The 17,513-nt window shown below is 58.0% G+C and carries 7 protein-coding genes and 4 pseudogenes; all 11 read right to left on the reverse strand.

Annotated elements, in window-relative coordinates; translation table 11 throughout:
• Positions 1–3,024 (reverse strand): type I restriction endonuclease subunit R, encoded by a 3,024-nt coding sequence (locus tag IPM73_18065; protein MBK8919888.1) that lies wholly within the window; start codon positions 3,022–3,024, stop codon positions 1–3.
• Positions 3,021–4,331 carry a restriction endonuclease subunit S gene (locus IPM73_18070; protein ID MBK8919889.1) on the reverse strand — a complete coding sequence of 437 codons (1,311 nt, stop codon included), beginning with the start codon at positions 4,329–4,331 and terminating at the stop codon, positions 3,021–3,023. Before IPM73_18070 ends, IPM73_18065 begins: the two co-directional genes overlap by 4 nt.
• Complete coding sequence (locus IPM73_18075) at positions 4,328–5,908, reverse strand: type I restriction-modification system subunit M (protein ID MBK8919890.1); 1,581 nt, start codon at positions 5,906–5,908, stop codon at positions 4,328–4,330. Before IPM73_18075 ends, IPM73_18070 begins: the two co-directional genes overlap by 4 nt.
• A pseudogene (locus tag IPM73_18080) lies at positions 5,905–7,657 on the reverse strand (DUF262 domain-containing protein). Before IPM73_18080 ends, IPM73_18075 begins: the two are co-directional and overlap by 4 nt.
• 33 nt (positions 7,658–7,690) lie before the next feature.
• A complete protein-coding gene (locus IPM73_18085) occupies positions 7,691–9,094 on the reverse strand; it encodes a DNA-processing protein DprA (GenBank protein ID MBK8919891.1) in 1,404 nt (467 codons plus the stop codon).
• A complete protein-coding gene (locus IPM73_18090; protein MBK8919892.1) occupies positions 9,091–12,072 on the reverse strand; it encodes a RecQ family ATP-dependent DNA helicase in 2,982 nt (993 codons plus the stop codon). Before IPM73_18090 ends, IPM73_18085 begins: the two co-directional genes overlap by 4 nt.
• A 355-nt stretch (positions 12,073–12,427) precedes the next feature.
• The gene (locus IPM73_18095; protein MBK8919893.1) at positions 12,428–13,306 is read right to left on the reverse strand and encodes a ParB N-terminal domain-containing protein; all 879 of its coding nucleotides are present in this window, start codon (positions 13,304–13,306) and stop codon (positions 12,428–12,430) included.
• Positions 13,303–14,215, reverse strand: a pseudogene (locus IPM73_18100) (ParB/RepB/Spo0J family partition protein). The gene IPM73_18095 and the pseudogene IPM73_18100 overlap by 4 nt, the downstream one beginning before the upstream one ends.
• Positions 14,212–15,704: pseudogene (locus IPM73_18105) on the reverse strand (recombinase family protein). The pseudogenes IPM73_18100 and IPM73_18105 overlap by 4 nt, the downstream one beginning before the upstream one ends.
• Positions 15,705–15,922: 218 nt before the next feature.
• Positions 15,923–16,390 carry a hypothetical protein gene (locus IPM73_18110; GenBank protein ID MBK8919894.1) on the reverse strand — a complete coding sequence of 156 codons (468 nt, stop codon included), beginning with the start codon at positions 16,388–16,390 and terminating at the stop codon, positions 15,923–15,925.
• A gap of 81 nt (positions 16,391–16,471) precedes the next feature.
• A pseudogene (locus tag IPM73_18115) lies at positions 16,472–16,860 on the reverse strand (nucleotidyl transferase AbiEii/AbiGii toxin family protein).
• Between the last annotated feature and the right edge of the window lie 653 nt (positions 16,861–17,513).

The raw sequence follows: 17,513 nt of genomic DNA on the forward strand, positions 1-17,513 counted from the left end.
TCACGCCAATCCGAAATACCGTTCGAAGAAAGCGGCAAGTTTGTCCAGCACCGTCTGCTTCTTGGCTGCGTGGCCATTGTTCTTGGAAAACCGCGATACCGGCGGCAGGATCTTGGTGATGGCAGTACCGGTTGCCGAGATGCTGCCGTCGCGGAAGGCATTGCTAATGAATTCACGTGCCGCCTCGGCATTGAGGTTTTCCTCCGCAATGATGCGTTCCAGCTCCTCGGTCTTTTTCGCCGCAACGAAGGCTTGCCACTGCGCGTCCACCTTGGCCTTGGTGTTCACTGAATCGACAAACTGTTCGATGAGGTCTTTCTTGTTGCGCAGGCCAGGGCTGGAATTGATGGCGCGTTCGATGGTGGCGCGGATTTCCTTATCGTCGCCCGAACCCTTTTTCTTCAGGTACTGCTCGACCAAGAGCAGGATGTAGTCAACATTGATTTCAACCTGCTTGATGAGCTCGATCTCGAACACCACATCGTCGTTGATTGACTCCTTCTCGGCAGCCGACGTCGCCCGGAATTCTGCGTACAGGTTCAAATACAGGCTCTGGTAGTCCTGAAATTCGCGCTCGGAGAGGATTTCGTGGCCAGCGAAATCATCGAAGGCCGTGAGGATGTTCTTCAGCCGCAAAATCGAGCCGAATAGCTTGATGAATGCCTTTTGTGCTGCCTCGCCAACAATGGCTTTTCCGAGTGGGAATCCAGCCGTGAGTTCTCCGACGCGCTTTTCGTAATCCTTGTAATACTCGGCGTAAGGTTTCAAGAGAACGATGCCCTTGGCATCCTTGTTGCCAAACAGGGCGAGCGCGTCGTTGGTTTCCTGCTCCAAATTCCGGAAGGAAACAATGTTGCCGTAGGTCTTGACAGAATTGAGAATGCGGTTGGTACGCGAATAGGCCTGGATCAAGCCGTGAGCCTTCAGGTTCTTGTCCGCCCACAGTGTGTTGAGCGTGGTGGCATCAAAGCCGGTCAGAAACATGTTGACCACGATGACGATGTCCAGCTCACGTTTTTTCAGGCGCTGCGACAAGTCCTTGTAGTAGTTCTGGAACTTGTCTGCCGAGGTGTCGAAGCTGGTGCTGAACAGTGCGTTGTAATCCTGGATCGCGACATCCAGAAAATCCCGCGAGCCTTGATCCAGCCCCTCGGTTTCGAAGTCTTCCTCGCCGAGCAGGCCATCACTTTCATCTTCATTCGCGGCAAAGCTGTAGATCAAGCCCACCTTGAGCCGCTGGGCCTCGGGCAACTCCTTTTGCTGTGCAACGAATTCCGCGTAGTAACGCTTGGCGGCATCAATGGACGCACAGGCGAACAGCGAATTGAAACCAGCCAGCCGTTTGCCATCGTGGCGGTATGTGCTGGCACGCTTGGTTTTCTGGTCGAAGTGCTCGCGGATGTAGCCCACGATCTGTGTGATGCGCTCCGGCGCTAGCAGCGCCCGTTCGGTGTCGATGGCCGACACCTTTTTGTCTTTGATGCCCGCAGGCAATTTGATCGTGTTGATGTAGTCGATGCGAAACGGCAGCACGTTCTTGTCGTTGATGGCATCGACAATCGTGTAAGTGTGCAGCTTGTCGCCAAAGGCCTGCTGCGTGGTGCGTCGCAGCGGGTTACCTGTGGTGCCGGAGTTCTCGGCAAAGATCGGCGTACCGGTGAAGCCGAACAGGTGGTACCGCTGGAACACGCGCGTAATTTCGGCGTGCATGTCGCCGAACTGGCTGCGGTGGCACTCGTCGAAGATCACCACCACGTGCGCGTCATACACCGGGTGTTTCTTGTTCTTGACGACGAAGCGGGAAAGCTTCTGGATGGTGGTGATGATGATGCGGGCGTTCGGGTCTTCCAGCTGCTTTTGCAGCACAGCCGTGGATGTATTCGAGTTGGCTGCGCCCTTCTCGAAGCGCTCGTATTCGCGCATGGTCTGGTAGTCCAGATCCTTTCGGTCCACCACGAAGAGCACCTTGTCGATATCTGGCAAGCCCCGGGCAAGTTGCGCCGCCTTGAAGCTGGTCAGCGTCTTGCCGCTGCCGGTGGTGTGCCAGATGTAGCCGCCCGCCGCGACGGTGCCGAGCTGCTTGTGATTGGTGGCTGTGGCGATGCGCTGCAAAATGCGCTCGGCGGCCACGATCTGGTAGGGCCGCATCACCAGCAGCTTGCGATCCACATCGAACACGCAGTATTTGGTGAGGACGTTGAGCAGCGAGTGCTTGGCGAAAAAGGTTTTCGTGAAACCTGTCAGCTCAGTGATGGGCTGGTTTTTCGCGTCGGCCCACCAACTGGTAAAGGAGAAGCTGTTGGAGGTCTTGCTTTTGCTGCGCTTGGCGGACTGTTCCTTCAAATGCCCGTCACGCACTGTGTTGCTGTAATACTTGGTCAGCGTACCGTTGCTGATGACGAAAAGCTGCACGTACTCGAACAAGCCCGAGCCCGCCCAGAAACTGTCGCGCTGGTAGCGGTTGATCTGGTTGAAGGCCTCGCGGATGTCCACGCCCCGACGCTTCAATTCGATATGCACCATCGGCAGGCCATTGACCAGCACCGTCACGTCATAACGGTTGGCACGAGCGCCTTCGACTTCGTACTGGTTAATGACCTGCAAGGCGTTGTTGTGGATGTTGGCCTTGTCGATCAGGTAGATGTTCTTGGTGCTACCGTCGTCGCGCTTCAAGACCTGCACATGGTCTTCCTGAACGCGTGCGGTCTTTTCCAGGATGCCGTCATTCGCGCCTGCAATGCAGGTGCTGAAGAATCGCTCCCACTCTGCATCCGACAGGGTGACCTTGTTGAGCTTTTCCAACTGGCGGCGGAGATTGGCTACCAGCTCAGCCTCCGATGTGATGGGCAGGTAGTCATAGGCCTGCACCTGGAGCTGCTTGATGAAGTCCTTTTCCAGTTCAGCTTCGGACTGGTATGCCGCCTCGCGCACTCCCAGGGCTTCGGGCTGAAATTCGGCGACAACCGTGCTCTCGTTAGACAGCGCAATCGGCTCGTAGCGAAAGGGCATGAGGTCTTCGCTCATGTTGCTTCCTTGAACGTGAGCAGCCGGTCGCGGTAATGCTCATACTGCTGACGGCGGGCTTTGATTTCGGCGGGTAGGCCGCTCGTCAGGTCATTCACCAGCGCATCGAATTTATCGAGGATGGCGACTATGCGTTCCTGCTCTTCAATGGGCGGAACGGGAATCGTGAGTTTTGCCAAGCTCTCGCCAGACAGACGCTTGACCTTTGCGCGGGCGACAAACTTGTTCTTCTCTGCATTCAGTCGTTCCGTCTGGAAGCAGTACGACACGAACTTCGGATTCATCGAGTGCTGAAAAGTAAAGCAGTCGTCGTGAATCGCGACCTGCTCGGTGCCAAGCCAAGCAACCGCTTTGCCGACATCCTCGACCGTTTCACCGACCGCAGCGATAACGATGTCACCCGGTTTTGCAAAGCGCAGGCTCGACGCCATGTCCGGCCGCACATGCGAGACAGCCGCCGGCGCCGAGGTTCCGTGTCGGGTATAAATGTCAGCGTAGTGGATGCAGCCGATTCCTTCCTGGACATAATCGTCCTTGGTGAATCGACGGCCGCGCGTGAATTTTCCAATCTCACCCATGGTCATCCACCTTATACTTGCTTGCTTGCTTGCTTGCTTGCTTGCTTGCTTGCTTGCTTGCTTGCTTGCTTGCTTGCTTGCTTCAGCGTCCGTGCGTTCGCCGAATGTCAAGAGCGCGTCGCGGTAGTACTTGTACTGCCGCCGACGCGCCTCCAGCTCCGCCTCCAGCTCCGCCTCCAGCTCCGCCTCCAGCTGGGTGAAGGTGTCAAGCACTTTCACAATCTCGCGCTGCACTTCAAGCGGCGGAACTGGAATCCTGATTTTTGCAAGACTCTTTGCCGAAACGTCGATGACCTTCGTGCCTGTCGCGTGCTTTTTCTTCTCTGCGAAAAAGTGTGGTGTTTGCAGGTAGTAAGAGAGGTATTTCGGATCTTGGTCGTGCTTCAGGACCGTGGCATGCCCGCCCGTGACGATCTGCGTTTCTCCGATCCACGCAACCGCCTTGCAAACATCCTCGATGTTCTCGCTGGTGTTGGTAATCACCAGATCGCCAGGATCGACCTTGGCGAGTTTTTCGGCTTTTTCTGCCGGAACAAAGGACTTTGTCTCCGCTGTCCAGATGCCGTAATAGGTGTAAATCTGTCCGTAATGGATGCACCCAACCCCAGACTCCACGAAATCGGCCTTCGGCATTCCGTTGCCGCGCACCAGTTCGCCGAAGTCACCAATAGCCCTGAAGTCAACGCCGTTTGGGCATAGCTTTGCAATCAGGTCGTCGATCTGGCTCATACTTGTTCTCCTTCCAGATCGGCCACAATGGCATCGATCTGCTCCCTTAATTCCGCTTGCCGTTCCACGATACGGCTGATTTTGGCGTTGAGTACCCGAATATCCACTGCCTCGCGCTCGTCTTTCTGCTCAACGTAACTGGACACGGCGATGTTGTAGCCGTTGGCAGCAATATCGCCGTTCTCGACCAGCCGTGCGAAGTGCTCAATGCTCTGGCGGCCGGTGAAGGCATCGAGGATTTTTTGCTGGTGTTCGGGCAGTAGCTTGTTCTTGTTGCCGCTGCGCACGAATTCGGCACTGGCATCGATAAACAGCGTGGCGTTATCGTGCTTGGATTTCTTCAGGACGATGATGCAGGTGGCAATCGTGGTGCCGAAGAACAGGTCGGGCGGCAGCTGGATCACCGCGTCGACATAGTTGTTGTCGATCAGGTACTGGCGGATTTTTTGCTCCGCTCCACCGCGATAGAGTACGCCGGGAAACTCGACAATCGCCGCCGTGCCGTTGACCGCCAGCCAGCTCAGGATGTGCAGGGTAAAGGCGAGGTCGGCCTTGCTCTTGGGGGCGAGCACACCCGCAGGGGCAAAGCGCGGGTCGTTGATGAGCAGCGGGTTGGCATCGCCATCCCATTTGATCGAGTACGGCGGATTGGAGACGATGGCTTCAAACGGCTCGTCATCCCAGTGCGCTGGATCGGTAAGCGTGTCGCCATGGGCGATGTGGAATTTTTCGTAGTTCACATCGTGCAGGAACATGTTGATCCGGCACAGGTTGTAGGTGGTCAGGTTGATCTCCTGCCCATAGAAGCCCTGGCGCACCGCGTCATGGCCCAAGACCTTCACGAAATTGAGTAGCAACGAGCCAGAGCCGCAGGCGGGGTCGTAGACCTTGTTGACCTCGCTTTTGCCGACCACGGTGATGCGGGCCAGCAGTTCGGAGACCTCCTGCGGCGTGTAGAACTCACCGCCCGACTTGCCAGCGGTGGAGGCGTACATCTGCATCAGATATTCGTAGGCGTCGCCGAACAGGTCGATGGTGTTTTCCGTAAACCCGCCATCGCTGCTGGCCAACGGCAGGTCGCCGATGGCGTCGAGCAACTTGACCAGTTTTTCGTTGCGCTTGGCCACGGTGGGGCCGAGCTTGCTGCTGTTGACATCGAGGTCATCGAACAGGCCCTTGATGTCGTCCTCGGAATCGCTGCCCGTGGCCGAGCCCTCGATGTCGGCAAAGATGCGTGAGAGCGTTTCGTTGAGGTTGGCATCATGCCGGGCGCGGGCGCGCACGTTGGCAAACAGTTCGGACGGCAGGATGTAAAAGCCTTTTTCCTTCACCGTCTCGGCACGACCGAATTCGGCATCGTTATCTGAGAGTTCTGCGTAGTCGAAGTCCGGGGTGCCCGCGCGGCGCTCCTGCTCATTGAGGTAGCTGGTCAGGTTCTCCGAGATGAAGCGGTAGAACAGCATCCCGAGCACGTAGGTTTTGAAGTCCCATCCATCGACGCTGCCGCGCAGGTCATTGGCGATGCGCCAGATGGTTTTGTGCAACTCGGCGCGTTCGAGTTCTTTGTTGTTGCTCACGATGTCAAACCTCCCGCCGTTACCGCAGCAGCAGGAAGGCTGTTGTCAGCTGCAATCTCAAGATTCCAATGCGTGCTCAATACGTTTACAAGGCGCTTTTGCCGTGCAGTCAGCAGCGTGGGCGTCCACCTCGCTTTCTGATCTGACTTCCTGCGTCAGCACGAAGGGTGAAGCGGTGCCCTTGCCTCTGAAGTAGGCATCTTTCTTCTTGGCAAAGTCGTAATTGCTGGCAGACGAGTTCTTGTTCCTATCCAGCGGAACCAGATTGGCCAAACGGTGCGTCCAGCCATCGCGCTCGTCTTCATCCGGGAACCACTTGATCCAGTCCGAACCGTCGGGCGGTGTTTGCGGAAGGACGTGCTCCAGCGACACGGCATCTTGGAGCTGCACGCCGGGGGCGCGCACCAAGGACTCAAGACGCAAGACGAGCGCCATCCGTGCCTTGGGCAGATCGTCGTACACGTCTCCATCGAGTGCCGCGACGAACTTGCGCTTTTGCGCGTCTGTCAGTGCCAGTGTGGTGAGCGCAACCAGATTTCCCTTGAAGGTCTCCGGTTCGATTTCCTTGGTGAGCGCAGCGTAGGTTTCGATGCGCTCGTTGATGCCGACCTTGGTGACCAGCAGGAAGTAGGTCAGGCGTTCCAGTGACTGGAAAAATTCGGCAAGCAGTTTGGGCTGCTGCCGGAAGCGCTTGAAATAAACAAGTGCTGGGGGCACCCAGTCCTTGAAGTCCACACGATTGAGCCACGACAAGTGCTCGTTGATGGTTTCAGCGTGCTCGGTGGCCTCGAAGTCGGCATCGCGCACGAAGTCCCACACTTCGGCATAGGGTTTGATGACCTTGTCGACGAGGTCGATAGGGGCCTTGTACTCGGTGACGTGCTCCTGGAACTCCTTGACCAGGATGTACTTCTGCTTCTTCTTGGCATAGATGCTGCGAATGTGGCCAAACAGGTCACCGAAGGCGTCGCGACCCAGTGAGCTTTCGATCCGGCTCCACTCTTTCGCGTATGCGCGGCTTTTGACTTCGCCTGCCGTGGTACGGATCAGGCCAAGCACCTGCGCCTTGATGATGTCGATTGGCGCGAGGTCGAGCCCCCGATTGTTGAGTACGGAGAAGATGCGGTATGCGGCTTCGAGGTCGGGCGTGGAGATGACAACCAGCGAACAGTCGTTGGCGAGGAACTGCCACAGCGCGATCAGTTCGGCAGGCGGAAGCGCCTTGGCCTTTTCGAGCAGCAGCGTGGCGTTTTCACGGTAACGCAGACGGCTGTCTTTCAGCTTGTCCGTACTGGCGACCAACTGTGCGATGCCACCCGGTTCCTGAATGTTGGTGCGGAAGAAGTCGGCATCCTCCTCGCGAGCTGTCAGGCGGTACTCGTTCTTCTCGCCCAGACTGACCTTGCCCTTTTTATAGAGGAAGTCGGTGATGTCGTCTGCCGCATCCGGCATCACGGTGCGCAGCACAGCAAAAAGCATCGTGAGCGTGGACAAGCGCTGCTGGCCATCGACAACCGACGACTTCGGGTCACGGTCATTTTTGATCAGAACAATGCTACCGAGGAAGTATTGGCTGCTGGCCCCCGAGACGCGCGCCTCCTGCATCGCCGAGTACAGATCATCGAACAGCTCTGTGGCCTGCTCGATTGTCCAGGCGTAGGGGCGCTGGTAGTCCGGAATCTCGAACTGGTAGCTGCCTTCGAAGATCTCTCGGATCAGTTTGTCGTGGGCTTCAAGTGTCTTGGCCATTCTTGCGCTTTCGCTCTCTTTTATTTCAATCGGCTATTCGAACAGCCGTTTCTGCTTGACGATGTAGCCCGCAGGTTTCTTCTGTTTTTCTAATACGCCTTCTTCAACCAGACGCTGCAACCATGCCTTGGCCTGCGCGTTGGAGACGTCCAGCGCTGCGGCCACTTCGGCGTCCTTCATCGGCGTGGTCAAAAGCTGCTGGATCAATGCCCGAACAGCTGAAAAGAGCAACTCGGCTGGGGCTATTTCTGGCTGCAGCTTCTCTGAGGCTTCGCTTGCTGGGACTTCCGCATTTGAGACGGCTAGTGGCGGCTCTTCGGACACCAATGCGGGCGGTCTCGTATCTGAATCAACCTCGGCAGGCACAGAAGGTTCTTCCTCGACCTTGGACACAGGCACGGTATCGCGCACATCGGGTGCCACTGCCGTGGTGTTCACTGCAGGTGTTCCGTCAAACAGCGACAAGCCAACCTGTGAAGAGGTGGCTGTTGACGGAGTAGGCAAGTTGAACACTTCTTCGAAAGAATCGGCGTCTCGCGGATTTGGCCAGGGCAGCGCACCTTTGTTTCTCAGGGCGTCTAGTCCGGCGGACGATTCGCCTGTTGATCGAACAAAGACAGGAACGAACTTGAGTTTGTCGAGTTGTTCTACCGCACCAGCCCAAGTCCCCCCTTTATTAACATCAGAACTCACCACGAGGGAGGAGTCGGCCAATGCATAAATCAGCTTGTTCCGCTGCATGGCATTTCCGACGTTGAACCCAGCGCTCGGGTCGTAGGGGGATATCAGCACCAATTGACCATCAAGCAGCAAGTTGCGGTGCTCGCGGTTCATGGAGGTCTTTTCCAGACTGTCTGCCAGAACCCCGCAGACCTTCCCCCCCGCTTCAAGCGCTCCACGCATGGCGGCCTGATCGATACCCTTGGCACCGCCCGAAACGAGTGTGCGGCATGCCCGAGCAGCCAACCGCCCGATTGACATGGTGTAGTCAATCAAGGCGTCGTCCACGTGGCGCGAGCCGACAACGGCGAGGCCACCTGTTTCCAACAACGTCATATCGCCACAGCCATAGAGCACTGCAGGGGCATCTTCGCGAAGACGAGCCTTCAGGCGACGCGGATACTCGGCATCGGCCCGGCTGACCACCCAGATGGCGCGTGCTTGCCAGCGTTCGATCACTTGGCTCAGCAGAAATCCGCGTCCCAACAATTTCTGTAGTCGGCTCTCGTCAATCACCGGTTGGCACGCACGCAGGATCTCAGTCGCGTCCGGCGAGACAAGATCAGCTGGTTGACGCTGGATCTCGCGCAAATGACGTGCGAGACGTTTGTATTCACCTGGCGACAGGAGATCGGATGATGTCGTGCTACGCCCAGCAATGAGGGGCGCAGTCAGTAGCAGGATTGCCTGGGTGTTGGGTGAAAGAACTGGCGTCATTCGTCGTGCCCCGTCTGTGAAAGGGCCATCGGCCAAACTGCGCCACTGCCGCTCTTGCGAAGGAGCCACGCCGACACTGTTAGCGTCCAGCGTGAGTCCACCATGTCATCAATCAAGAGGACTGGGCCGGGAGGAATAGGCTGGCCGTTAAGTGCAAGCGAGCCATCGATGTTGCGCGCCTGCTGTGTACTGTTTGCCATTGTTTTCTGTTCAGGTCTTTCGTCGGTTTTCGCGATGACCATATGAAACGGTAGATCCAGCGCAGCAGCCAAGCGCTGAGCGAAATCCGGAACCAAGTCGGGATGCCGGAGCGAAGGAACACAGGTCACCCAGGTGGGGGCTGGTTGCGGATTCCACTCAGTGATCATCTTTATGCAGGCAGCCACAAGATCATCGGAAAAACGGCTGTCGTGGTATTTGCCCTGCCGAACCAAGCCACCCCAACCAGCATCGCCCCAGACGCAGAGTGCCTTCCCGGGCTCGGCTTGATGAGCAGGTGCGATGAAACCCTTCACGCCGTACTGAGGCATCCCACCATCAGGCCATTTTTTGCGCGGCTCGATGGGCAGGCTGGTTCGACGAAGAAATGCGACGGCCGCTTTGATCAGTTCGGTATCCACCGTTGTAGGCAGTGGAGGCAAGGCCGGGGCGGTGACAGCGCTTGGATCACCGTCGAGCGCACCAATCAAAAAGCCCATGTGTTCACCAAACGGCAGACTGACGTAGTCCTGCATTTGTTGGTGCTCGTCTCGCCGAAGTGCCGTTAGACGCTCCGCACGATCCCAAAATGCTTCGTTCAGGGTTGCAGCCGTGAGCTGCCACTTGCTGCCTTGCTTGGCAATGGGAGCCGGTGCTTCCAGAGAGAGTAATGCAATCGTTTTCTCGATGCGCCCCTTGCTAAGATTGACGCGGGTCAGTAGCTCGGGTACGGACAGACCGTGGGGATCTTCTTCAAGTGCGCCCAAAACATCAGCGACTTCTTGGCGGGTCGGAAAGGCGCTTCGGATAAACCAGTCGGTGATGTCAGACTCTTCCTCGCCACTGAGCAGCACGCCATAGGCGGAATCCAGCGCTCGTCCTGCGCGACCAACCTGCTGGTAGTAGGCGACGACCGAGCCCGGCATCTGATAGTGAATGACAAACGCCAGATCGGGTTTGTCGTAGCCCATGCCCAATGCTGTCGTCGCAACCAGCGCTTTGACTTGATTGTTGAGTAACGCCTGTTCCAGTTGCTCGCGGCGATCACCGGTTTCTCCGGTATATGCTTCCACGTTGAAGCCTTGGGTTTTTAGCCAATCTGCGACCTGATTGGCATCCCTTACCGTCAGCGTGTAAATGATACCGTGGCCCTGCAGCGTGGCGAGTTGCTCGGCCAGCCATGCAAGGCGCTCGGCTTGGCTTGGCAAGCGGATGGTCTGCAAAGAGAGCGAGGTGCGATTGAGATCACCCCGCGACACGTCCAGCTTTGGCCCAAGGACCGCAGAGAGGTCATCCATCACCCTGTTGTTCGCCGTCGCCGTAGTAGCAAGGAGCCGAAGATTGGGGGGCAGCGTCTTGACGATGCGCTCCAGCAGTCGGTAGTGAGGGCGGAAATCGTGCCCCCAGTCGGAAATGCAATGCGCTTCGTCGATGACCAGCATGGAAATCTGTGCGGCGATACCCGCCAAAACCTGGGTGCGGAAGCGCTCGTTTGCCAGCCGCTCGGGCGAGATCAACAGAATGTCAATTTCCCCGTTGGCAAGTTTGCCTTCGACTGCCGTCCAGTCGTCCATGTTGTCGGAATTAATCGTGGCGGCGCGAACGCCCATCCGCTCTGCTGCTGCAATCTGATTTCGCATCAGCGCCAGTAACGGCGAGATCAATAGTGCGGGGCCTGCGCCAGCTTCCCGCAACAATTTCGTCGCGATGAAGTAGACAAAGCTCTTACCCCACCCAGTCTTCTGCACGACCAACAAACGGCCTTTGCCTTCGACAATATGGCGAATGGCATCTTCCTGGCCGTCTCGGAAGGTTGCGTCAGCACGCCCGGAACCGATGCGGAGCAGTTCCAGTGCGTATTTAGGATCGTAGGCCACGTTATTGTTCCCCTTGTTGTGGTCGGGTGATCGGTAGCCCGGAGCCAACACAGCATTCTTGACGCCGTAAAGCGCCAAATGATCTTTCAGCCAAAGTCTGTACTCGTGACCCTGCAAGCTGTGGTCTGGCGAGGCATCGACGCTCCAACGCTGGAGCATGTAGCCAGCGACTGCCGCACGGACGCGCATGCGAATCGAACCATCTTTCATCCCGTAGTCCATTCGAATGATCTCGGGACGGTTCAAGCGCGGGTGAGGTACCAAGTCCAATTCGACGATCCGAGTCCACTGGATGTCGTTGTCTGGACGCTCGTTGGCCTTGGGCTCCTCATCGAGCAATGACGGTGTTTCGATGCGGGTGACGACGAAGTCCCGGAACTCGCCGCTCTTGCGATCAAAGGCCCGGACGTGCCAGCGCAGGCCGGTGTCGACCAAGGCGAAGGGCACGATCACCCGTTCAGACTCGCCGCTGCTCATCGAGTGGTAGCGGATGGCCACAGGACGCTTGGCGTGGATCGCGCGACAGATCGGTGCCAGTACATCCATGCGGGGACTACTCAGTGCAGCTGGTGATTCGCAAGGAAGCATTGGCCGCGACTCGCCGTTCACACCATCGCCGAACCCAAGCGAAAGCGCTGACAATACCCGCTGCGGGGCATGGTCGAACATAGGCGCGAACGCATTGCCAATCCTGTAGATCTTGCTACTTCCGTCGAACTCGATGTTTTGCGGCGCAACTTCGCGGTACAGAGCCAGGTCGCGAGTGGCTGCTGCGGGTGCTACGCCAAAGCGGCTTGCCAAATCAGGCCGGCCAACCTCCCCCATGAAGTACAGACGGAAGTCGATATAGGCCAAGCGCTCGCGCTGGGCATGACTCAAAGTTTCGACACGCTGGGGGTGCATCGTCAAAGACTCCTCATCCATGCAAGACGACCGGAAGACCGCAAAAATCGGATTGACTACTCATCATGGCGCCACTTATATCATCATTTTGATTACATTATGCGACATCACTTGTGTCTGAGCAAGGAAAAATAGGTGCCGCTGTTCGCCCAGTCGCAGGCCCTGATGCGCGTGGGCAGGCCAGCGGCAAGCCTGTCGGTCACCGCCCTTGATCACGGAGGGAAGCAGAAACTCCGTTTTGGGGGCGATGACCCTGATGCTTCCAGATTGTTAAAGAACCGTGGCCGCCTGCGTGGACGCCGTCACGACCTTCCTATGGGAAGGATTTCGCTCACTACGCCTGATTGCGCACCGTTTATTTGTCCAGCGCCACCATGCGGACGATGCTGTCAAACTCGTTCAGCACGTCGGGGTGATTCCGCGTCAGGTGGCGCAGAATGGCTTCGTTCGCCATCAACTTGGCAAGATAGCCCTTGGCCAGCACCAGGTTGAGGATGTCCTGACCGTAGGTTTGCTCGGCGAGCTTGAACTGCTCTTGGAGGTTGCCCATCTCCCTCTCCATCTTGGCCATCTGGTCGGCGCTGACACCGGTCATCTTCTTGGGCTTGGTCTCGCCGACGAGCAAGTTGCTGGGTGTCGCCGCAACCAAGGCTTGGGCATAGGCGACCGTGATGTTGTTGGCACTGACCATCAGTTCGACGCACTCAACCTGACGCGTTGGCTTGAGCTTGCGCAGGACCGCACCAAGGTTTGCCGAAAACGTCTGGTCGCGCAGCAATTCGGCGGCCTCCGGGCAGATGCCTTCCAGCAGGTTTAGCTTCTTGATGATGTGGCTGATGTCCACGTCAAGGGCCTTCGCCAGCTTTTCCGGGGTGACACCCCGTTCGACAGCGCGACGGATCATGAGGTGCTCCTGAATGCTGGAGAGGCGATTGATCCGGTTGTTGTAGGTGTAGCTTTCGTCATCCGTGGCCACCAGGCAGGGAGCCTTGTCGAAGCCCAGTTGTTTCAGCGCGACCAGTCGTGTGTGCCCGTCCAGCAAGATGTGCTGCCCCTCGCGGTTGGGCTTTCCCACCGACAGGGGTTCGATCAGCCCGACCGCCTCGATAGATGCGGTGATCTGCTTGAATTTCCGTGAGGCAAGCAAGCCTTCTGGCGTCTTGCGCGAAGGCAGGACGGACGAGAGGGACAAAATCAATGGTTCCGGCACGAAGCCCAGGGGCGGTTTGCTCATGCGCCGCTCCCTCGAGCCCAGACCCGCTCCGCCAGATACTGTGGCAGTGTGTCCAGCCCCTCCGCGCGTAGCAGGGTGGTGAAATTCTCGTCGGCCAGCAGTTGGCGCAGGGCCCCGACAATGAACAGCAAGTTGCGTTGAGCTGTCTCTGCTTTCCTGACCAGCAGCTTCTGTCGCTCGACTTCCCGCTGGTAGTTCCTCACCAGGCTGGACGTGGTGACATCCTCATTGGTCTTGCGGGAGGTCATCCTGCCGCCGATGGATTTGCCTTGGGTGCGGCGACGTTCGATCACACGACGGGCTTGGATCAACTGGCTGCCACGCAGCTTTCCGGTTTCGTAGGCATCTTGCAATGCGGCTTGAATGGCTTTCTCGTCGCTGCCCGCGCCAGCGATGGTGATCGCCGCGTTGAGAGGGATGCGCCCGCTGCCGACGGCCATCAGCAGTCGCTGTTCACCGTTCTGCAGCAACTGCAGGATGCCCTGCACGTACTCCGGACTCAGGCCTGTCTTTTGGGCAATGGACTTCTTGTCGTAGCCCTGATCCCGCAGCTGCTCGATGCCGGACAGCAATTCCAACGGGCTGAATTTTCGTCGGGCGATGTTCTCGGTGAGGCTCATGATGAAGGCCGATTCGTCATCGACGTTCATCACCATTGCCGGGATCTCTTGATGCCCGAGCGTCTTGAAGGCTTTGAACCGCCCCCTCGCCGCAGATGAGGAGATAGTGCTCGCCATTGCTCCCTGGACGCGGCGTCACGATGATTGGCTTTTTCAGGCCAATGTTCTGGATGTTGCCGACGATCTGCTCGAAGACCCGGCTGTTGCGCTCTCGGGGGTTGAGAACCTCAATCCGGTTGAGCGGAATCATCCGCAACTCCGAATGCCGATGCTCTTTGTCTTGACTCATGCGGCCCTCCGTATGCGGATGCGCCGCGCCATGCCGTAGAGGTAGTCCAGACTGTCGAAGCGATAGCACTCAAACTCGATGCCGTTGTGGTCGGCCAAATGGATACGTGCCTGACCGAAGTCCAGTCGCGGCAGCAGGTAGTAGTCCAGGGCAGCCTGGTTGCTGTCGTCCAGCCGCACGGCCACCGTGATGTCGGGCGCGAGGCTGGTGTCGAAGCGCACCTTCCAGCGCCGTCGCCCGTTGTCGAGCAATTGGCACCGCGCCAGCACCAGTGAAACGGTGAACTCGCGATTCACGGTGAGAAGGTCGGTGGCCGGGTCGCGTTCGACGTTGCCGCCGACGTCGGCAATCATGCGTTCAGTCTGGCTGACGATCTCTGGATGTAGTCTGCGCAGAAACTGATTCACCTCCAGATACTGGTAGTCGCGATCCGGAGTGAAGCCCACCGCCTGGTAGGCGCGAACCAAACTGCCGAATCGATGTGCATAGGCCGCCGCAGACGGCATGCCATCAGCCTCATCGATGATCAGGCCGGAGAGGTAACCGTGGCGCTGGTACAGATTGCGCAGCTTCTCGATCAACTCCTCGTCGCTGTACCGATGCGCCCTTGCGCGCATGATCCCCTGCGCCGTGTAGAAAAGCTCCGGTGGCACGATGCCCTCGAACGCACCTTCTTTTTGATCCACATGTCGGGGCTGTTAACCACCCGGAGCTTCTTGAGTTTGAAAGACCGACGGTTGTAGATGTTGTTGCCGATGTATTTTTCGTTGGACAGCACCTCGCGGACGGTCGCTCGTGTCCAATCCCGCCCAAGGTCAGTACGCGTTCCTTGTGCGTTCAGCCGTTCGGCAATGTCCAGCTCCGTCAGGTTGTCGGTGACAAACCAGCGGTAGATCTGGTTGACCACAGCAACCTCATCATCCGGTCCCGGCTGCAGAATGACGCGGTCGGTTTGCAGGCTCTTGTGCTCGCCGCGAGCCAATTCACTTTTGAGCGTGCCGGACTGATCGATCAGCACGCGCCGCAAACCATAGCCAGCGGGGCCACCCTGGCGGAAACCCAACTCAATCAGGCGGCACTGCCCGGCGAATACCTTGGCCGACAACTCGCGGCTGTATTCGCCAGCCATCGCACGCTTGACGCCCTTGACGATAGTCGAGACGGGGGAGCCGTCGTTTTCGAACTGCTCTGCGCAGTACGCGACCTGGATGCCCGCGCGACGGCAGATGTATTCGTAATAGGCGCTCTCATCGGCGTCCTGGAATCGGCCCCAGCGGCTGACGTCATAGACCAGAATGATCTGGAAGTCCGCGCTGCCTGTCTCGACGTCCTTGATCAACTGCTGCAGCGCCCGCCGCCCATCGATGCGCAAGCCGCTCTTGCCCTCGTCGGCATAGGTGCGAACGATTTCGATGTTGCGCCGAGCCGCGTACTCGCGGATCTTGTCGGCTTGGTTTTCCGTCGAATACTGCTGGTGCTCGGTCGACATCCGCACGTACTCGGCGGCCCGAAATGTCGGTGGCTGATCCGCCCCGGAATGGAGAACTCTTCTGCCTGCATAGACCCGATCACTTTATGTTGTGTGAACTTGCTCTCGGGCCTGCCTTTCACCTCATTGGCATACACGTGGCCTGCAATGCGCGGCCGGAATGCACGTGGTTGAAATTGTTGCCATCCAGGATGATCAGAGCCCATTTGGGCTTGAAGTTAACGCTGGATTCCCTGGGTGTCGATCAAGTCATCTCTTGACGCATCCATCTTGCATTCACAGGTTTCGCACAGCAGCGTGATTTCAACCACCCATGAGCCCGGTGTTCCATTGGGAAACTCCGGACGTCTTGTGATCCGGTAGATGCCGGAAGGCAGAGCTGACACGTCCATCTTTACCGGATCGATGACTGGCTGCCGATGAGTGGCGGTAGGTTGCTCCCCTTGATCGCCGTTGACCTGTTGTGCATCTCGGTGATTGCGCCAATAGTCGTGATTGCGCTGTGACCACGCGCGCTGGGCCGCCTGCTGGTTGATGCGGTAGTCAGGATCGGATTGGAGTTTTGCCCGCTGCCAGTCGCGCTTGCGAGCCCGCTGGCATTCAGGGGCGGAGCAGAACGCTTGGTCGGGAACCTGTGGGCGGGGTTCGAAGGGGTGGCCGCAGTGCGCGCAAAGTCGATTAGTCATCGTGGTCTCCATGCAAAGTCCGTATGGAGACCGCCACTGACCGTGGCGAAGGGCGCGAAGCGGCTGCCCTATGAAGGATATTCAACGAGCGACGGTGTTCAACGCGGGTGCCAATGCCACGCTCAAGCGGCCAACGATGGCGGGCAAGGGTTCTGGCGGAAGTTCGTTCTTCTTGAGAAATGCCAGCCACAGCGCCTGGCCGCGAAGCGTCGTGCGCAAACTCGTCCGTCAGGCCGACTGGCAGCGCGTCAGGAACCGCCATGCCCCGTCTTTCGAACGTGGCCTTGATCGCTTGGGCCAGCAGAGCAGTGTCCAGAGTTTCTCGTTCCAACAGCACCGACAGATCGAAGTAGTCCTTCAGGCGGCTGTTGGTCATGCCCAGCAATGCGATGGCGTGGAGCTTTTCCGCGATGACGGTTATACGTTGGGTAGGCCCGCAGCCGTGGCGCGGGCATTTCCTCCACCAAAATTTAACGCCCAACCCCTCTCGGTTGGGCGTTTCCTCTCGGGTTCCGCAGACGGTGCGGGGTTCCGGCCGTTCTGCAAGTGCCGCCGGTCCGTTGCCCGAGCGCCATAACTCACCCGGTTCGCCCCTGTTCCGCCCTCTCTTCTCTCGAAACCTGCGCCAACCTCCGAAGCCGTGGCACGTAGTCAGTGTTGTTCATCAAACACTTGTGCGCGTGCCATCGGGAGCGGTTTGCTTGCCTGTTTGCACCAGCAGAGTCGTGCATCAACCTGCAAGGTGGCGAGGCCAGCCTCAGAGTCATCCTTAGGCGGGTACGGGTTTGCCGTGGCTATTGCGCTCACGGATCTGCCCGTCTCGTCTTTGGATGAACACTCACTCTATTGGTTGATGGCGATGCCCGCGCGCGGTCAATCGCCTCTTGCTGCGTGTCATGGATGGATGTGATACGGTCGTTTGCCTTCTGCTCTCGCCCCCTGATCACGCCATTGACGGGTACAACCCATTGGTTCTTTCCGGTCATTTCAAATACTCACAGAGATGAAAAAGTGCGGGCTCTGGAAGTCAGCGCGAACCGGGCGCATCGGGTACTGGGCCTATGTCATGAGATTTCTTTTCTTGACGTCTGGTTTCATGAGATCGTTGGGATCACGCCAACGC

This window comes from Betaproteobacteria bacterium (assembly GCA_016720065.1).
GTDB lineage: Bacteria > Pseudomonadota > Gammaproteobacteria > Burkholderiales > Rhodocyclaceae > SSSZ01.

Excerpts from the sequence above, each read along its gene's own strand:
- IPM73_18065 (MBK8919888.1), bottom strand. The coding sequence starts at position 3,024 with ATGAGCGAAGACCTCATGCCCTTTCGCTACGAGCCGATTGCGCTGTCT.
- IPM73_18070 (MBK8919889.1), bottom strand. The coding sequence starts at position 4,331 with ATGAGCCAGATCGACGACCTGATTGCAAAGCTATGCCCAAACGGCGTT.
- IPM73_18085 (MBK8919891.1), bottom strand. The coding sequence starts at position 9,094 with ATGACGCCAGTTCTTTCACCCAACACCCAGGCAATCCTGCTACTGACT.
- IPM73_18090 (MBK8919892.1), bottom strand. The coding sequence starts at position 12,072 with ATGCACCCCCAGCGTGTCGAAACTTTGAGTCATGCCCAGCGCGAGCGC.
- IPM73_18095 (MBK8919893.1), bottom strand. The coding sequence starts at position 13,306 with ATGAGCAAACCGCCCCTGGGCTTCGTGCCGGAACCATTGATTTTGTCC.
- IPM73_18110 (MBK8919894.1), bottom strand. The coding sequence starts at position 16,390 with ATGACTAATCGACTTTGCGCGCACTGCGGCCACCCCTTCGAACCCCGC.